This window comes from Myxococcus sp. CA051A (assembly GCF_013336705.1).
Taxonomy (GTDB): Bacteria; Myxococcota; Myxococcia; order Myxococcales; family Myxococcaceae; genus Myxococcus; species Myxococcus llanfairpwllgwyngyllgogerychwyrndrobwllllantysiliogogogochensis.
Map to the genome: position 1 here is coordinate 422,181 of NZ_JABUMS010000002.1, position 16,416 is coordinate 438,596.

Below are 16,416 nucleotides of genomic sequence, written 5' to 3' on the forward strand. Positions count from 1 at the left end.
TGACGGCTCGTCACGTGCCCCGGGTGAATTCCTCGTGCCTTCCACCTGCGCTGTTGCCACCGCGTGCGGGCGGGGGCACAAGGCGCGCGGCGCTCCTCGGGCGACATCCGCTCGGGGACGCCGTTCGCCGGAGGCGAGATGTCCCGCACGTGGAACATGGTGGCGGCCGTGTGGTTCGCGGCCTGTGGCATTCAGGGTTGTGTTTCATCCGAAGAGGCTCAAACACCGGAGCAGGTGTCGCGCGAGGAGGCGTGGGAGGGCGAGCTGGAGGTCCGGGTGGTGGATGCGCCCTCGCTCGACGCCTCTCATGAGGAGTACGTCCTCGTCACCGGGCGCGAGCGTCACCCGGTGGTGTTCAAGGGCGACGCGCCGAAGGGCCTGCGCAGTGGCCTGCACGTGAAGCTGCGCGGACAGAGGACGGCGCGCCAGCTCGTCGCTCAATCGGTGGAGGTGGACACGCGGACCCGGTCCGCCAGCTCCACGCTGGGGACGTGTGGTGTCACCGGTGTGCAGCGCAGCCTGGTCATCATGGCGGCGTTCCCTGGCATGGCCACTCCCTCGAACACGCCGCAAGGGATGGAGGAGGCCTTCTTCTCCACCACGCGCCGCTCGCTGGCGGGGTACTGGAGCGAGGTCTCCGAGGGGCGCACCACGACGACAGGTGACGTGGTGGGCTGGTACACGCTGGACCGCGCCTATGCCTGCGAGGAGTCGGACGCGATGCGCACGGCCGCGCTCCAGGCGGCCGACGCGGACGTCGACTTCACGCAATATGACCGCATCTTCATCGTCCACCCGCGTCCGCAGGCGGGTTGCTACTACGGGGGGCTGGCCACGTTGTCCTGCGGTCAGGTCGCGACGCCGGACGGCACCGTGACGGCGTCCACCGCGTGGCTCGTCGCGCAGTCGATGAACACCCACGACAGCGCCGTGCAGCTCATCACGCACGAGGCGGGGCACAACCTGTCGCTGAACCACTCGCAGACGCGCGACTTCGGCGCGGAGCCGCTGTCGCTGTTGAACCTGGCGGGCACGCTGGACGAGTACGGCGACGTCTTCTCCACCATGGGCCGTTGGAACCTGGGCCACTACGCGGTGCCGCACAAGGCGCGCATCGGCTGGCTGGCTCCGTCCTCGGTGGTCCAGGTGGATGGCGTGGGAGGCACCTTCACGCTCGCGCCGGTGGTGGCGTCAGGCGGCGTGAAGGCCCTCAAGGTGCGAAGGGGGCAGGGCAATGACGCGTGGCTGTGGCTGGAGTACCGCCAGCAGGTGGGCAGCTACGAGTCGACGCTGCCGTCCCAGGTGTTCGGTGGCGCGCTCATCCACTACGAGGACGCGGACACGCGGGATGGCACGCACCTGCTCGACTTCACGCCGGGGACCGCGTCCTGGAGCGACCCGGCCCTGCTTCCGGGCACGACGTGGGAAGACCCGTACAGCAACCTCTCCGTGACGGTCGTCTCCGCCACCAGCACCGCGCTCACGGTGACCCTCCAGTACCGTCAGGCCGCCTGCATCCGAGCCGCGCCCGAGGTCGAGGTGACGCCCTTCGAGCCCACCGTCTGGCCTGGAAGCCGCCCCGAGGTGGAGCTGCTCATCATCAATCGTGACTCGGTGGGCTGTACCCCGAGCGTCTTCCAGCTCGCGGCCATCGTCCCGCCGGGCTGGAGCTCCGACCCGCTGCCCGCGCAGCGCACCATCGCCGCGTCGGGTTCGACGTCGCTGACGCTCCAGCTCTACACGCCGTACGCCGCGACGCCGGGGACGTACACCACGGGCGTGGACGTCACGCGCAATGGCCACACCGTGAGGGGCACGGCCGCGCAGGAGGTCGTCGAGCGCTGTATCTCCGCGACTCCCACGCTCACGCTCTCGCCCACGACGGTGACGGCGGCGCCGGGCACGGACGTCACCTGGACGGTGTACGTGCAGAACCACGACTCCGCTTCGTGCAATTGGGTCTGGTACGACTTCTGGAACAACGACACGACGGGCTGGGACACGAGCTGGTCTGACTGGGGCGTGAACCTGCCGCCGGGTGGCGACTTCACCTTCACGATGACGAAGGCCATTCCCGCGAATGCCCAGGGCACCCACACGGTGGGCCTGGAACTCTTCCAGGACGAAGTCGGCATCGTGGCGAGCACCACCGCCACGGTCCATGTGGCTGAGTAGCTGAAGGGGAGGGGAGCCGGCCCGCGCTCGCGTCGAGCACCCGGCTCCTCTCGGCCAGGCGACCCATTGGCTGCTCAAGGGCTCTCAAGCCACGGCGGCGAGCCGGGTGCACGGACCCTGTTCAGTTTGCTCCTGAGGCACAGCCCGAAGGAGCCGCTCATGTCCAAGTTCCAGCGCATCACCCCGTTCCTGTGGTTCCCCGACCAGAAGCAGACGGAGGCCGCCGTCGCGCTCTACACGTCGGTCTTCCCGAACTCGCGAGTCGTCACGACGACGCGCTACAACGAGCCGAGCGCGAAGGTGAGCGGTCAGCCCCTTGGCGCGGTGATGACCCTCGAGTTCCAGCTCGACGGCCAGGACTTCGTGGCCATCAACGGAGGTCCCCACTTCAAGTTCACGGAGGCCCTGTCGTTGGTAGTGAACTGCGAGTCGCAGGCGGAGGTGGACCACTACTGGTCACGCCTGTCCGAAGGCGGTGACGAGCGCGCCCAGCAATGTGGCTGGCTCAAGGACCGCTTCGGCGTGTCGTGGCAGGTGGTGCCCACCGAGCTCGTTCGACTGCTCGCGGGCCCGGACTCGGAGAAGTCCCGCCGCGTGACGGAGGCGATGTTGAAGATGAAGAAGCTCGACCTCGACGCCCTCCGTCGTGCGGCGGGCTAACGGACCGCTCCTGCACACCGGCGCTGTCCGTTGTGCGCCCGGGGTTGCGTGGCCAACAGGTGCCCTGGGGTCTCGTTGTCGAACTGGCGCGAGGCCCGTTCTGCTTCGCCCATGCCGGTCATCGTCCGAGGGCACCGCGTCAGATTCGAGACGGCTGGGCCGAATGACGGCCCACGGCCCGCGAAGCTTTCGCCGTGCAGGTACTGCGGCAAGGAGGGGCATGCGTTCGCCACGAAGCCGGGATGGAGCTCGGGAAGCTCGGCGGTACTGTTCAACAACATCCTCCGTGGCGCGGAGCCGCAAGCCCACCCTTGGTACTCTGGGCGGTGGTCCATCGCGGCTCACCACCTCATCTGCTCGGAGGTGATGGCTGAGGACGACGAGTGGACGTCCATTTGCTGGATGACTGGCTACGACATCAACCACCGGCGCAACGGTGTCATCCTCCCGATGGTTCTCGTGGTGGCGTGTGAGCTTCATGTCCCCGTTCATCGAGGCAACCACGCTGGGGGCTGGGCCAGTGAGAAGGAGATGCCCTATCCGGACGCGGTGCGCGAACTGGTGGAAGCGTACGGCGAGGCCGCCCTGGCTGGAGCCTACTGCTCGGACCCGGCGCGGTTCATCGCGGACCTGAATGACCTGAGCCGTGACATTCTCTCGCGCCTGGCTGCCGGCGCATGGACAATCACATCCGACGGGAGGGATTATCTGGCTGGCGGCGTGGGCTGTGCAGGCGTGCACAGCCTCCAAAGCAAGCCTCGGCGGCCATGCCCCCATGGTCGCCGCCATGGGGTGAGGCACGGGACGACAGGGAATCCCCTCCCGCGTCGGACGCTCCAGGTGGGAGAGTGAGAGGCGCCATGCAGCGCGACTACTACGTATGGACGCGAGCGCCGTCCGAGCGGCACCCGCTCCTGGCATGGGCCCAATCCTCGCTGGCGTTCCGGCAGGGCCGCGAGGTGGACACGGGTGAAGTCGTGCAGCTCCGGCTCGGCGAGCCAATGCCTTCGCTGCCTGTGATGGTGGACTGCCACACCCTGCCGGCGCCCGTGGTCTCAGCGCGCCTGGCGGACGTGCTGCGCTCGGTGCCGCTGCCGGGCGTGCAGCTCATTCCCGCGGACGTGCAGGTTGGAGAGGGCGACGTCCGCCGCTACACGCTGGTGCATATGTGGCGCCGCCTTCCAGTGATGGACCGGGAGCGCTCCGTGTACCGGCTGGCGGGGAGCGGCGTCGTCCTGACGGGGCTGGACCGGCTCGTGCTCGACGAGTCCGTTCTCCGGGACGTTCCTCTGGGCGAGCGACTGGCGTTCAGGCTCAAGGAGGCTGTCGTCCACCTCGTCCACGCCTCACTTGTGGAACGAGTGCTCGGGCTGTCTCCACCACCAGAGGGACTTCGATTCATCCCGCTGGAGGCCTGGGATGATTCCGTGGCGTTCCGATAGACGGACTGCCGCGACACCCCAGAGCAAGCCTTGAATTCAGGCAGGTGGAGCATGGGCTCCGCTGGATGCTTGTTCACCTCCATGCACGCCAACACAACCCCTCCCTACCTTTGACCTCGGGCAGGGTCTTCTCATTCTCAGGTCCTCTGCGTACACCGCGCCGAACGTTGTCGCGGGGTTTCGACAGAATCGTTACGGCATTCCGTCGCGAGCCGGGGGACGGTGCTGCCTCGCACGATGCGCGAGGGAAATGACATGCGTGGATTGAAGCGGCCGTTCATCGGTGTGCTCGTCGCGTCCTCCTGGCTCCTGGGGGCATGCGGAGAAGTGGAACCCGCGCTGCGTGACACGGAGCTGGAGGCTTCGCTCCCCTTCACCCAGCCGCTGGCGGCCACCCAGAGCACGTCATTCCAGGACGGCGTGGCCCCGACGACGGGCTACGCGGGCACCCGGGACGCGATGATTGAAGAAGAAGACTCCGACGCCAACCACGGGAGCGACACGAAGCTCTCCGCGAGCGGAGACACGCCGGCCGGCAGTGGCAACGAGAACTTCGCCCTGCTGGCGTGGGACGTGTCCGCCATTCCAGCCAACGCCGTCGTCCGCTCCGCCTCGCTCACCGTCACCGTGTCCGACAAGGCCGACCAGGACTATCAGCTGTATGCGCTGACGCGCGGCTGGACGGAGAGCCAGGTCACCTGGGAGCAGGCGGACAACAACCAGGACTGGGCCTCGAACGGCGCGGATGGGACGGGAGACAGGGACTCCACGGTGCTGGGCACGCTTCGAGCGCCCGCGACGGGCACGTACACCGTGGCGCTGAATGCCCAGGGGGTGGCGGCGGTGCAGCGGTGGGTGAGTACACCCGCGAGCAATCAGGGCGTCATCCTCGCCAACAAGGACAATGACAACCGCCTGGAGCTGCGCTCGAGCGAGTACTCGACGAAGGCGTCGCGTCCCAGGCTCACCGTGACGTGGGAGTCGTCGGGGGCGCCCGGTGGCGAGGTGCCTGCCTCGGGGACGTTCAAGGGCACCTGTGACGGCTCCGGTGGCGCCTGGGTGGATGGGACGCACTTCCTGAACGTGAATGACGAGTCCCAGTCCGTGCGCATCTACACGCGGAGCCAGAGCGCCACCGCGGTGAAGACCCAGGACGTGAGCGCCGCCATCGGCCTCTCGTCGTCGGACGAGGCGGACCTGGAGGACGTGGCCCGCGTGGGCAATCGCCTCTACGTGACGGGCTCGCACGCGCGCAACAAGGCCGGAGAACTGGAGTCGTCGCGCTACAAGTTCTTCGCGCTGGATGTCGCGGGCACCGTGCCCTCGGTCACCCTGCAGGTGGCGGGGACGTCCTCGACGCTGCTGCGTGACTTGCTCGACGCCGCCAACTGGGATGCTCCGGACTCGGCCGTCATCACGCTGCTGAATGCGCGCTCACGGTTGACGGAGCCCACGGTGGCCTCGCTCGCGCCAAAGCTGAACGGCACCAACGTGGAGGGGCTCGCGGCGCTGCCCTCGGGCGAACTGGCCATCGGCTTCCGCAACCCACGCGTGGGCTCCAGTGCCCTGGTGGTGACGCTGACCAATCCGGACGCCGTCCTCACGGGAGCCACTGCGCGGTTTGGTCGAGCCATCCCCCTGAATCTGGGAGGCCAGGGACTGCGAGGCATGGCGTGGTCGGAGGCCCACCAGGCGATGTTGCTCCTCAGCGGTCCACATGACGAGAGCAGTGGCCCCTTCGCCCTCTGGAAGTGGTCGGGCGACGCGAGCAGCGCGCCAGTGAAGGTGGTGGACCTGACCGCGCCGGAGAACTCCGCGCCGGAGGCCGTCATCCCCTATCCCGGCTCGCTGGATGTGCAGGTGCTCTTCGACATGGGCTCGCGCTTGATGGGGGGGACGGAGTGCAAGGACGTCGCATCCTCCAGCCAGAGCTTCAGCGACGTGTTCGTGCACGTCGACTGAGTCAGGGCGCGGAAGATGCCCGGGGCGAGACTCCGGGAAGAAGAGGAGTCTCGCCCCAGGAGGGGTGTGGGGACTGCGAGGGGGGCTTCAACAGCCAGAGATGCAGATGGAGTAGACGGCGGAGCAGCCCGCCACGCATCCCAGGTTGCCGCCACATCTGCCGTTGCAACTCGACAGATTGTCGGAACACTTCTCCCTGCAGGTCTTCGTCGCGGCCGCGGAGACCTCCCCGGTCTGGGCGCTGTCCTCGGAGGGGGTGTCCAGCGTCTCGTCGGGCTCCATGGGACCACAGCCCACGGTCAACACGAGGGCCGCCATGCCTACCAACCACGCCAGGGGATTCTTCATGTTCGTTACTCCTTGTCGTCGGGAGCGAGCGCTCCCGTGTGTTTGATGTCAGGTTGAAAGTCTTGGATGGATTTCGAGGAGGAGGCGGGTGGCCGTGAGTGATGAGGGCCTACCGCGGCTCCTGCTCACCGTGGGTGAGCGCGAGGAGCGCCTTGAAGGGGTCCTCCATCCGCGCCTCCGGCGTCGGAGCGCCCGTCGGGGTGCAGATGGCGCCCGGGAAGTCGGGCATGAGGTTCACGGGGCTCTTCGGCTTCTGGGGCTCGAAGCAGCTCGTCGCGCCCGTCGGAGACGGCATGGCCGCGGACGGCTGGGTGCCCGGAGTGTCGCAGATGGACTTGAGCAGCGCGTTGTCGACTTTGGGCTGGTTGATGAACTGCTTGATGGAGGTCGCGCTTCCAATGCTCATGGTCCTGCTCCTGTCCGAGGGGCTCTGGACGACAGCAAAGCAAGGCCGGGGCCACGACCTAAGGGCGCGAAAGGACGAGCCGGCCCGGAGCCGGTTGTAGGCCGCGGACTACAAGTCGCGGCGGGATTGCTGGCTGGAGACTGCAATCGCGCAAGCTCTCTCCTCGCCCCGCGAAACTCTTCAGCGCCCTGGGTGAGCGCTCACTTCACCAATCGCAGCACCGCTCGCACCGCGCGCTCCGTTCCGTCCACGCCTTTCAGCGAGGCGGCGAGCGCGCGGGCCCGGGCCGTGACGGCGGGCTCCAGGAGTCGGGAGAGGGCACTGGCGACGGAGGTCGCATCGAGCGCCGAGGGAAGCACCGCGACGCCCACGCCGAGCCGCTCCACGCGACGCGCGTTCGCGAGCTGGTCCCCGCCGAAGGGAATCACCACCATGGGTCGGCCCGCGGCCAGCGCTTCCTGCACGGTGTTGTTCCCGCCATGTGTCACGACGAAGTCCACGCGCCGGAGCAAGGGCACCTGGGGCACCTGACGGAACACGAGCGTGCGAGGGCCGGCGCGCGGCTCCAGTCGGCCGAAGCTGGCGCCGGCGCTGACGACGGTGTGGACGTCATGCCGCGCCAGTCCGTCGAGGATGGCGTTGAACACGCGAGGCTGTCCGTTGAACACGGTCCCCAGCGACACGTACACGTGGCGGCGTCCCGGCTGAAGGGCGCGCAGCGCGGGGTCGTCCTGGTCCGCCTCGCGGGCGCGCGGAAGGCAGGGGCCCACCATCTCCACGGGGCCTGTGAGTAGCTTCAAGCCCGGCTCCAGCTCGGGAATCGTCATCAGAAGATTGAGGTCGTCGGAGATGGGCGCGGAGAGCAGCCCTCCCCCGCGGAGCTGGACACCCAACGCGCTCGCGTCCCGCGCGACGCGCTCATCGAACCAGCGGCCGAGCGACTGCGTCGCTGCCTCCGCGCGCGCCCAGGTCGCATCGCGGGGCGCATCATCCGGAAGTCCACTGCCAAAGGGTGACGCGCCCTCCACGGGGAAGGGCAGCGCCGAGTGATAGAGCGCCGCATAGGGCCGCTTCGTCAGTCGGGCGGCGAGCAGCGCGGCCGGCATGAGGTAGTCGCCGAGCACCACGTCGATGTGGGCCGCCTCGATTTCCCGGGCGAGGTGGCGGGCCTGGGACTTCATCCCGGCGGTGAACAGCCGGAGCGCCAGGGCCAGCTCGTCGACGCCGCGGGCGCGCGGGATGCGGGCCCCATACCAGAGCATCGCGGGCGAGGGCTGGAGCCGGATGAGGCGCAGGCCGTCGCGCTGGATGGCGTGGGGCAGCGTCGTCGCGACGCGCAGGGGCTCGGGCCAGAGGTCGGAAAAAGGGAGGGGCGGCGCGGCCAGGGCCATCGCGACGTCGTGGCCCAGCTCGCGCAACCGTCCGCCCAGGACTCGCAAGGCGTTGGTGTGGCCCGCCGTCGGATGGGCCACCATCAAGATGCTCGACATGGAGGACGCTTAGCACGACCTGTCGTGCCGCCTGCCCCCCGGTGTGCCTGCCCGGGTGTCACAGCGGGGGCTCCACCACTCCACGTCAGAGGGAGCCACGGTGGCTTCCCTTCGAGCTTCGAGAGGTGGGGACCATGTCCAAGGAAACGCAGTCCTTCCTGACGGTGCTGCTGTCACTCGTGCTGGTGCCGGGAGTCCTGCTCCTCGTCAGCGCGGTGACGGGAGGCGCCTTCCCGGCGGGCGTCGCGCTGCTGCTGGGGCTACCGCTGGGGCTGGGGTACGGCCTGGAGGCCGGGCTCTTGCGCATCTATCCGCTGCCCTCCGCGCAAGGCTGGGTGGAGCTCATCATCGACCTCACCTGGAGCCTGCCCAACACGCTGTTCGGCTTCATCTTCGGAAACATCGTCTATGTCTTCTTCGGCAAGCTGTCCCGCCCCGACTCGGAGGGACAGGGCTGGATTGTCTATCGAGCCAACCCGGGAGGCTCGTTCGGAAACAACGTGCTCCAGACGCTGGGCACGGTGAACCTGGGCGGCGCGGGGCAACACGAGAAGATGCACCTGCTCCAGGCGCGCATCTTCGGCCCCTTCTACCTGCCCTTCGTCGCGGCCTCGTATGTCATCACGTCCCTGCTGCAACTGCTCTGGACGTGTACCCTCGGCGGGCTATTGAAGCTACTCGGCATGCGAGACAAGGCCTACCTCCGGCCGCCCGCGCGCTCCGCGGTGGGAGGCTTCTTCGGGTGGATCTACTACGCGACGCCCATCGAACTGTGGGCCTACGCCACCGGCAATCCTTGAGACAGGCTGAGTCATTCTTGCCGTCTTGTCCTGCTTTGCACGACTGGTGCTAGGTTTGCTCCACCGGAAGCCCAATCATGGCCCGGTGGAGGGTGCACACGTGCGCAGCAGGAACATCCTGGGTGGGTTGTTGACGGCGGCACTGCTGACGATGGGCTGTGGTGGCATGGAGCCGGCGCTGGAGGAGGAGCAGGCCTCGCTCGACACGCGCGAGGACGCGCTGCCCTTCTGCGGCAACCAGTCCTACTGGATTGATTACTACTCCGACGCGACGTACACGAAGTGGGTCGGATACATCTCATGTGAGTGTTATCAGACCGCGTGGCTCTCCGGCCGCCGGACCAGCTTCGCGGTGACGGACTTCTCGTCCACCTGCGGCTGATGACCCTGGCTGCTCGCGGGCCCTGCCCGATGCTCCCTGTGAGGGGCATCGGGCCGAGCCCATGCGCTACGGACAGATGTTGTAGCAGGAGCCCGCGCCGCGAGCCCGGCACTCCGCGGTGGAGGAGCAGCTCGAACAGTCGTAGGAGCAGTAGCCCAGCAGACCCACCGGCTCGTCAGAGAAGAGGGCAGGCGTGGCGTCCAGCGGGAGCCCGCTGCGCGCCCTCGACATGAGCAGCTTCTGCTTGTCCGCCTCACAGGCGCTGGCGGCTGGGGTGGTGGAATCGTCCGCGACAGGTTCATCCTGAGGGAAGGTGGCGGCAATCATTCCCACCGCGACGGTCAACGCCAGCACGAATCCAAAGGCAGGCTTCAGCGTCATTCAGAGCTCCTGGTGAGGGGAACACCGCGATGATGCATCCAAGGCCTGACTTGCTCGCATGCGTCATGGGCCGCGCTGTGCAGCTCTGAACAGCGCGGCTCGCGGGTGCGCCAGGGTCCGGGGAGCCCTCACTGCGCGGTCCTCGCGCCTCGGCGGGCACCTTGCCGCTGTTGGATGCCCCGGCGCAGCTTGGCGATGAGCACCTCGGGACTGGCGGAGCGGACCAGGACGTCATCGGCCCCGGCCTCCAGGCTGGCGGTGAACACGCTGGCGTCTTCCTTGTCGACGATGAGGTAGACGGGAAGGTCCTCGGTGGCCGGGTTCTTCCGGAGTGCTTGCAGGAGCGAGTGCAGGTCTCCATCCGGCAACGGGTTGGCCAGGATGGCCGCCTGCGCGCCGGCGCCCACGGCCTTCTCCACGTCCGCGCGCGTCCGGGCGCGCACGGTGCTGAAGCCCTCCGCCATGAGGCGGATCTGCAGCGTCATCGCATTGGCGCCGTCCGTCTCGGCCACCACCACCCGGGGCGCCGTCTGGTCAGCCAGCGCGCTGGCCTCCAGCTCCGTGGTGAGCGCCTCCAGGACGGGGATGGGCAGGCGCGCGTCCTGGCGAAGTGCCTGGAGCGCCTGGGCCGCCCTGGCCGGTGTCGGCTGCGCGCTCTGGACCTCCTGGACGAAGCGCGCCGCGCCCAGCAGGGCCCCCGCCGCGCGTCCCACGGGCGGAGCGCGCTCCTCGCCTTCCGGCAGCACGGCGACCAGCAGCTCGGTCACCTCGGGCATGCCGCTGCTCGCGAGCACCAGGGCGCGAGCGCGCGAGGGCAGCGTGAAGCGGCGCGGCTCCTCCAGTCGCGCGGCCAGGGCCAGGGCGCAGGCCGCGGTGCCGAGCACGGCCTCGTCCACGCGCCCGGCGCCCAGCCTCACCGCGATGCGTCGCGCCAGCTTCGTCAGGAAGGGCGCCAGCGTCGCGCTGCCGCCGAGCATCGACAGCATTCCATCCAGCAGTCGGGCCTGCGTCTCGGCGAGCCGCGCCAGCGGTCCGCCCTCGCCCATCAACGCCGCGCTGTAGGAAGGCAGCAGGCGCACCTCCACCTGGGGATGCGCGGCGCGCAGCTTCTGCGCGAGACCGGCGGCGTCCGTCACCGAGTCCTCGAGCACGAGCACCAGGTCATAGCCCCCGAGCGCGAGCGCGCGTCCGGCATCGGCCGAGGGACTGGTCGCCGCCGCCAGGCCCTGCATCAACAGCAGTCGCACCACGGCCTCGCGAGGCTCGGAGGGCTCCGCCACCAGCAACACCATGCGCGCGCGCACGTCGCTCCGGGGCGGCGTCACCCGGCTCGCGGTCTCCATGGAGACGGGAGTCCTGGTGTCCGGTGACTCGGTCGGCGTGAAGGTGCGCTCGTCGAGCACCGCGCGGCCGGTGAACTGCTCCGCGAACTGGAGCACGCGCGCGTGCCCGCCGACGTCGGACTCATCCTCCAGCTCAATGGGGACGCGCTCCCGGGGACGGGGCTCCTCCTCGGTGTAGAAGCGTTGGATGGCCTTGCGGATGGCCTGCTCCGTGGCGAACAGCCCCTGGACTGCGACGGCGCGCGTGGAGAACTTGAGCGCGTCGGTGACCTGCACGTCCCGAGGGTCCTGCACCGCGCAGAACAGCTCGCGTCCGCGCAGTCCCACGGGGACGGCGCACAATCGCTCGCACAGCTCGCGGGGAATCTGTTGGATGAACTCCCTGGGCACCGGGAGGGCTTGGAGCTTCTCGTCGGTGATGTGTGGCAGGCCGGACTGCTCGGACAGCGCGCGCACGAGGTTCTCGGGCTCCAGCCAGCGCTCATGGACGAGCAACTGGCCCAGCCTGCCGCCCTTGCGTTTCTGGAGCGCCAGGGCTTCGTCCAGGACGTGGGGCGTGAGCATGCCGCGCGTCAGCAGGATGGCGCCCAGTTGCTGGCGTGTCCGGGCCGCGCGGGGGCCGGGCGGAAATGGCGCGGGGGCCAGTCGTGTGGGGGGCTCGATTCCCAGCGTCGGAGGACTCGCGGTGGGAGGGCGAGCCACCGCTGTGACTCCCATCCCGTTGGGAGGCGGCGTCACGGGACGCAGCATGGGTGGTGGGCCCGGAGGAGGACGTCGGGTCTCCCTTCCGGGAGGAGTGCGCGTGCGCGGAAAGTCCGCGCCCTCCAGGCGAATCTCCTCTCCGGGGACACTGGCCAGGTCCGCCAGGGGCGAGCGCCAGTCGGGAAAGGCGCGGCCGAAGAGGCTGGCGATGTCGGAGGCGCTCACGCGCAGGCGGTGGTCGAAGAGGAAGTTCTGGATGGACTCGGAGAACTCACGGGCCACGGGAAAGCGCGCGGCGGGTTGGGCGGCCAGTGCGCGCAGGAGCAGGGCCCACAGCGGCGCGGGGACGCCGGGCAGGGGCTCCAGGGCGCGCTCGTCGAAGTTGCCCAGCGCGTGGATGATGTGAGGTGTGGTCCCCTCGAAGAGGCGGCGTCCGGCGAGCATCTCGTAGAGCAGCAGGCCCAGCAGGAAGATGTCGCTGCGCTGGTCCACGGGATGGCCGTGGACCTGCTCGGGGGACAGGTAGTTGATTTTGCCCTTGAGCACGCCGACCTGCGTCTCCTGGTGTCCCTCGTCCGCGACCTTGGCGATGCCGAAGTCGGCCAGCTTCACGCCCCCGTTGCTGGAGACCATGACGTTGGAGGGATTGACGTCGCGGTGGATGATGTTGAGCGGGGCGCCGCTGGAGTCCGTGCAGCCATGGGCATACGCGAGGCCGTCCGCCACCTGCTGGGCGATGAAGCAGATTTCGCGAATCCCCAACGGGACTTGTCGCCTGCGCGCCGCCTTGAGCAGCGCGCCCAGGTTCTCCCCGTCCACGAACTCCATCACCATGTAGTACTGGCCAGCGCTGGAGCCCAGGTCCAGCACCTGCAAGACATTGCCGTGCTGAAGCGAGACGGAGAGCTTGGCTTCGCGCAGGAACAGGTCGACGAAGGCCGCGTCCTGCACGAAGGAGGGGAGGATGCGCTTGACGGCGACAGGCTTCTCGAAGCCCTCGGCGCCCACCACCTTGCCCAGGAAGACCTCGGCCATACCGCCCGCGGCCAGCTTCTTCACGATGCGGTAGGTCCCCACGCTGTCTCCGGAGTCGCAATGACATCGCAGACGTTCCGGAGAGAGGAAAGGTCACAATCGAGCGTTCCGGGCTCCAGGGGCCGGGAAAAGTGGTGGGACTGTCTTTCGGTCAACGCTTGTCGGGGGTGGGGTGTCTGTTCTTGGACGCCGCGGACGGATGGCGGATGCCAGTGGTGAGGTAGGCATTGAAGAGGCCGACCTGGGGTCCCGGGCCCAGGACGGTGGAGACCTTCTCCAGCAGGGCCTGCTGGATGGAGGGCCACTTCTCACCCAGGGCCTTGCGCGCCAGGACGACGGGGGCGCTCGCGCGAATCATGGAGTCCACCATGGCGGCGGTGGATGGGTATTCGGCGCGGGCCGTCGTCTCGTACACGGCGACCTCGTCAAAGCCAGCCGAGGCCATCTCGCGCAGACACGTCTCCCGATCCGATAGGGGCATCATGCCGTCCCGAGGCGCGCCACCGCCACCGCCGCCGCCTGTCATCAGCTCCGCGAAGCTTTGATAGACGGTGTTCATCGCGGGGGAGTGCTCCAAGGGCAGCCAGCTGGACACGATGGCGCGGCCGCCTGGGACGAGCACGCGGTGCAGCTCGCGGAAGCCGCGCGGGCGGTCCGGGAAGAACATCAGGCCGAAGAGGGAGAAGGCGGTGTCGAATGCCTGGTCGGGCAGGGGCAGGGCCATGCCGTCGCCCGCGAGCGCTTCGATGTCGAGCCCTTCCGCGGTGGCGCGCTCACGCAGCGCGGAGAGCATCTGGGGGGCGAAGTCCACCGCCGTCACGCGGGCGCCCTGTCGCGCCGCGAGCAGGGAGACGGTGCCGGGACCCGCCGCCACATCCACCACGCGCGAGCCCGGGCCGACGGCCATGCGGGAGAGGGCGTCCCGGGCGAAGTTCTCGAACACGGGGAGCAGCTCGCGCACGTACTCGGGCGCGACGAGGTCCCACGGTTCGGGGGCTGCGAGCGGTGAAGCGGTCGACGACATGGGGTGTGGCCTCCAGGATGTTGGACGCGGATTCCACCCCGAACGGGCCGCGAGCGCTTGGAAGAAATGCACCACCCGCGTGCCGCCAGGGCAGGGGCGGGTCTCCACGGTGACTTCGGGTAGGCTCGGAGCGCCCATGTCTTTCGCGCGTTCCTTCCTGCTCCTGTTCGTCGCCGCGTGTTCCACCACCCCGGGCGGTATGCATCCTCAGGCCACTCCCTTGCTGCTGTCCCAGCGGGAGCAGACTTCCGTGCGAGTGGCGCGCGCTGTCGAGGCCACGGAGCGGAAGGACTTCGACACCGCGCAGCGGCAACTCGATGAAGCCCTCGCTGACGCGCCCACGGACGCGAAGGCCCTCTTCGTCCAGACCTGTGTCTTTTTGGAGCGGGGCTCGCTGAAGGAGGCCACGGGGATGGTGAAGCGCCTGCGCGCATCGGCGCCCGCGAGTCTCGAAGCACCGGTCCTCGAAGTGCTCATCGAGAGGCGCGGTACCCACCCGACAGAGGACTGGCGCGACTCATTCTTGTGGGCGTGGAGGAAGGCGGGGCGTCCGGGGTTCCAGGACCGCGACCTGTTCGACGGGATGGGTGATCTCCTGGAGAAGGCGAAGGCACTGCTGGCTGGAGCCTGGGGGCGGACGAACAGCGCGGAGGTCCGGCTGGTGCTCGCGCTCGCGGGCGACGAGCTTGATGCGGAGTCGCGGCGCTGGCTGTTCGCGCATCTGGAGGAGGTCAAGGACCCTGGATTGCTGCTGGCCGCCCTGGCGTTCTTCCAGCGCGATGTCCTGGCTGGGGAGCAGCGCGACCTGTTGCGGTCACGACTCCGTCGCTTCGCGGAGGATGCGCCGACGGACATGCAGCGCTCCCTCCTGCTCCTGTTGGAGCCTCGCGTGGCCGATGCGCCGTTCACCGACGAAGAGCTCCGCGAACTGGAGCGCATCGCGGCCCTGCCCGACTTCCGGCCCACGTCCACCGTGTCGATGTACGCGGAAGCGGAGCGGCTCCTGAGGTCAGCGGGGGTGGCTCACCCCGAGAATGGCGCGTTCATGGTGACGGTGAGTGAGTTGGTGATTGACGGGTCCTATTTGATCTCCAAGGTCGTCAAGGCCTCCGGCGAGGGGCTCTCCGCTGACCACCGCATGCGGCTGGGGCGGGTGCTGTGGTCCCTGGGTGAGCGCATGGCGGCCGAGTCGACGCTCGTCGAGCGCCTGGTGGGGCTGAACACGATGAGGGAGGGGGCCGTGCTGCTCATGGACTCCGAGCGACTGGCCCAAGCGGTGCTGGCTCTCGAAGAGGGACGAGAGGTCGCGCGTGTCTCGAGGAGTCTCGAGCTTGACGCGTGGCCTCTCCCTTCGCTGCAGGAGGCGATGTTGGCCGCGACGGTGAAGGACGAGTGGACGCACCTGCGTGCCTTCGCCGTGCCCTGAGGCTGCCCTTGACTCATGGGCCCGCTCACCAGAGGCTGTGACGCAATGCTGATTCGATGGGTGGCTTGGGGCGCGATGATGGCGCTGCACTTCCTCGCGATTGTCTTCATCCCGGCGTCGATTGCGCCCGCTCTCGCTGGGTCTGTCTACCTGCCGCTGATGCCCCTGCGTGCCCTGGGGCTCCCTGTCTTGTCGCAGGAGCCGTCGGGCGGCTGGGCGGGACCCTCGGTGCTCGGCTGGGGCGCGGTCGTCCTTGTCTGGGGGCTGGTGTGGTGGGGCGTGGTGTTGCTGCTCACCCACTTCGTGCAGCGGCGCGTTCGTCGCGCATCTCACGTGGCTTGATGGAGTGACGCTGGCTTCCGGCGAGGCTCCTTCAACCCGCGACGCCAACGGCCTCTGGCTCGTGCCAGCCGAGGCCCAGACATTTCCAGCACGTCGCGGTGCGGAGGATGGACCCCGTCCCCGTGCAGGCCGCGCAGTCGAGCGCGCTCACGGTGCGCTCGGGCAACAGCTCCCGCAGTCCGGGGTACTTCTCGCGGCTCGTGGTGAGTGCGACCACCTTCCACACGTCATCAGTCGCTTCGGACTTGGAGTCCTCCCAGTCGTACGTCAACACCGTGCCGTCTGGGCGAAGGACGACCAGGCCGCCCATGTCGGCGTACAGGGGCAGCCCGCCGAGCTCGCGGGCCCGCTCGCGCTGGTCAGCGGGCTCCGTGGGATTGAGCAGGAACTCTCTCAGCCACCGCTCGATATCGTGACGGAGGCTCTCGGAAGGCTTGTGGCTCATGCTCCCTCGGAACGGGAGTGTCCTGGTCGTCATGCCTCCAGAGGTTAGCGCCT

At 68.7% G+C, this 16,416-nt stretch carries 16 protein-coding genes; 9 read left to right on the forward strand and 7 right to left on the reverse strand.

Annotated features, from left to right (window positions below):
* Nucleotides 1–138: 138 nt before the first annotated feature.
* From HUA74_RS07120 to HUA74_RS07140, 5 genes are all read left to right on the forward strand, one after another.
* Nucleotides 139–2,175 carry a zinc-dependent metalloprotease family protein gene (locus HUA74_RS07120; RefSeq protein WP_174453927.1) on the forward strand — a complete coding sequence of 679 codons (2,037 nt, stop codon included), beginning with the start codon at nt 139–141 and terminating at the stop codon, nt 2,173–2,175.
* A 159-nt stretch (nt 2,176–2,334) separates the two neighbouring features.
* Nucleotides 2,335–2,835 (forward strand): VOC family protein, encoded by a 501-nt coding sequence (locus HUA74_RS07125; protein ID WP_141644475.1) that lies wholly within the window; start codon nt 2,335–2,337, stop codon nt 2,833–2,835.
* 111 nt (nt 2,836–2,946) lie between these two features.
* Nucleotides 2,947–3,687: an AHH domain-containing protein gene (locus HUA74_RS07130; protein ID WP_174454348.1), complete on the forward strand. Its 741-nt coding sequence runs from the start codon at nt 2,947–2,949 to the stop codon at nt 3,685–3,687.
* Between the two features lie 8 nt (nt 3,688–3,695).
* Complete coding sequence (locus tag HUA74_RS07135) at nt 3,696–4,277, forward strand: imm11 family protein (RefSeq protein WP_174453928.1); 582 nt, start codon at nt 3,696–3,698, stop codon at nt 4,275–4,277.
* 255 nt (nt 4,278–4,532) lie between these two features.
* Nucleotides 4,533–6,239 carry a DUF3616 domain-containing protein gene (locus tag HUA74_RS07140; protein ID WP_174453929.1) on the forward strand — a complete coding sequence of 569 codons (1,707 nt, stop codon included), beginning with the start codon at nt 4,533–4,535 and terminating at the stop codon, nt 6,237–6,239.
* Between the two features lie 87 nt (nt 6,240–6,326).
* On the opposite strand, the gene HUA74_RS07145 is transcribed toward HUA74_RS07140, so the two are convergent.
* The 3 genes from HUA74_RS07145 to HUA74_RS07155 all read right to left on the reverse strand — a co-directional run bounded on the left by HUA74_RS07145 (nt 6,327) and on the right by HUA74_RS07155 (nt 8,483).
* Nucleotides 6,327–6,587: a hypothetical protein gene (locus tag HUA74_RS07145; protein ID WP_174453930.1), complete on the reverse strand. Its 261-nt coding sequence runs from the start codon at nt 6,585–6,587 to the stop codon at nt 6,327–6,329.
* A 109-nt stretch (nt 6,588–6,696) separates the two neighbouring features.
* The gene (locus tag HUA74_RS07150) at nt 6,697–6,993 is read right to left on the reverse strand and encodes a hypothetical protein (RefSeq protein ID WP_174453931.1); all 297 of its coding nucleotides are present in this window, start codon (nt 6,991–6,993) and stop codon (nt 6,697–6,699) included.
* A 200-nt stretch (nt 6,994–7,193) separates the two neighbouring features.
* Nucleotides 7,194–8,483, reverse strand: coding sequence for a glycosyltransferase (locus HUA74_RS07155; protein ID WP_174453932.1), 1,290 nt, complete (start codon nt 8,481–8,483; stop codon nt 7,194–7,196).
* 134 nt (nt 8,484–8,617) lie between these two features.
* On the opposite strand from HUA74_RS07155, the gene HUA74_RS07160 reads away from it, so the two are divergent.
* Both HUA74_RS07160 and HUA74_RS07165 read left to right on the forward strand, forming a co-directional pair.
* Nucleotides 8,618–9,283, forward strand: a complete 666-nt coding sequence (locus tag HUA74_RS07160) for a hypothetical protein (RefSeq protein ID WP_141644471.1) — start codon at nt 8,618–8,620, stop codon at nt 9,281–9,283.
* A gap of 100 nt (nt 9,284–9,383) precedes the next feature.
* Nucleotides 9,384–9,665, forward strand: a complete 282-nt coding sequence (locus HUA74_RS07165) for a hypothetical protein (protein ID WP_371817204.1) — start codon at nt 9,384–9,386, stop codon at nt 9,663–9,665.
* 66 nt (nt 9,666–9,731) lie between these two features.
* Here HUA74_RS07165 and HUA74_RS07170 read toward each other — a convergent pair whose 3' ends face one another.
* The 3 genes from HUA74_RS07170 to HUA74_RS07180 all read right to left on the reverse strand — a co-directional run bounded on the left by HUA74_RS07170 (nt 9,732) and on the right by HUA74_RS07180 (nt 14,150).
* Complete coding sequence (locus tag HUA74_RS07170; protein ID WP_174453933.1) at nt 9,732–10,046, reverse strand: hypothetical protein; 315 nt, start codon at nt 10,044–10,046, stop codon at nt 9,732–9,734.
* A 128-nt stretch (nt 10,047–10,174) separates the two neighbouring features.
* Nucleotides 10,175–13,168, reverse strand: a complete 2,994-nt coding sequence (locus HUA74_RS46595; RefSeq protein ID WP_174453934.1) for a protein kinase — start codon at nt 13,166–13,168, stop codon at nt 10,175–10,177.
* A 109-nt stretch (nt 13,169–13,277) separates the two neighbouring features.
* A complete protein-coding gene (locus HUA74_RS07180) occupies nt 13,278–14,150 on the reverse strand; it encodes a class I SAM-dependent methyltransferase (RefSeq protein WP_174453935.1) in 873 nt (290 codons plus the stop codon).
* 136 nt (nt 14,151–14,286) lie between these two features.
* Here HUA74_RS07180 and HUA74_RS07185 point away from each other — a divergent pair, with 136 nt between their 5' ends.
* Entirely contained in the window at nt 14,287–15,576 is a 1,290-nt protein-coding gene (locus HUA74_RS07185; protein ID WP_174453936.1) for a M48 family metallopeptidase, read from the forward strand.
* Nucleotides 15,577–15,621: 45 nt separating this feature from the next.
* A complete protein-coding gene (locus HUA74_RS07190) occupies nt 15,622–15,918 on the forward strand; it encodes a hypothetical protein (RefSeq protein WP_174453937.1) in 297 nt (98 codons plus the stop codon).
* A gap of 31 nt (nt 15,919–15,949) precedes the next feature.
* On the opposite strand, the gene HUA74_RS07195 is transcribed toward HUA74_RS07190, so the two are convergent.
* A complete protein-coding gene (locus tag HUA74_RS07195) occupies nt 15,950–16,363 on the reverse strand; it encodes a hypothetical protein (RefSeq protein ID WP_174453938.1) in 414 nt (137 codons plus the stop codon).
* Nucleotides 16,364–16,416 lie beyond the last annotated feature (53 nt).

Bases quoted from the DNA above. Each gene is read 5' to 3' on its own strand.
- HUA74_RS07120 (WP_174453927.1), top strand. From the start codon at position 139: ATGTCCCGCACGTGGAACATGGTGGCGGCCGTGTGGTTCGCGGCCTGT.
- HUA74_RS07125 (WP_141644475.1), top strand. From the start codon at position 2,335: ATGTCCAAGTTCCAGCGCATCACCCCGTTCCTGTGGTTCCCCGACCAG.
- HUA74_RS07130 (WP_174454348.1), top strand. From the start codon at position 2,947: ATGCCGGTCATCGTCCGAGGGCACCGCGTCAGATTCGAGACGGCTGGG.
- HUA74_RS07135 (WP_174453928.1), top strand. From the start codon at position 3,696: ATGCAGCGCGACTACTACGTATGGACGCGAGCGCCGTCCGAGCGGCAC.
- HUA74_RS07140 (WP_174453929.1), top strand. From the start codon at position 4,533: ATGCGTGGATTGAAGCGGCCGTTCATCGGTGTGCTCGTCGCGTCCTCC.
- HUA74_RS07145 (WP_174453930.1), bottom strand. From the start codon at position 6,587: ATGAAGAATCCCCTGGCGTGGTTGGTAGGCATGGCGGCCCTCGTGTTG.
- HUA74_RS07150 (WP_174453931.1), bottom strand. From the start codon at position 6,993: ATGAGCATTGGAAGCGCGACCTCCATCAAGCAGTTCATCAACCAGCCC.
- HUA74_RS07155 (WP_174453932.1), bottom strand. From the start codon at position 8,483: ATGTCGAGCATCTTGATGGTGGCCCATCCGACGGCGGGCCACACCAAC.
- HUA74_RS07160 (WP_141644471.1), top strand. From the start codon at position 8,618: ATGTCCAAGGAAACGCAGTCCTTCCTGACGGTGCTGCTGTCACTCGTG.
- HUA74_RS07170 (WP_174453933.1), bottom strand. From the start codon at position 10,046: ATGACGCTGAAGCCTGCCTTTGGATTCGTGCTGGCGTTGACCGTCGCG.
- HUA74_RS07180 (WP_174453935.1), bottom strand. From the start codon at position 14,150: ATGTCGTCGACCGCTTCACCGCTCGCAGCCCCCGAACCGTGGGACCTC.
- HUA74_RS07185 (WP_174453936.1), top strand. From the start codon at position 14,287: ATGTCTTTCGCGCGTTCCTTCCTGCTCCTGTTCGTCGCCGCGTGTTCC.
- HUA74_RS07190 (WP_174453937.1), top strand. From the start codon at position 15,622: ATGCTGATTCGATGGGTGGCTTGGGGCGCGATGATGGCGCTGCACTTC.
- HUA74_RS07195 (WP_174453938.1), bottom strand. From the start codon at position 16,363: ATGAGCCACAAGCCTTCCGAGAGCCTCCGTCACGATATCGAGCGGTGG.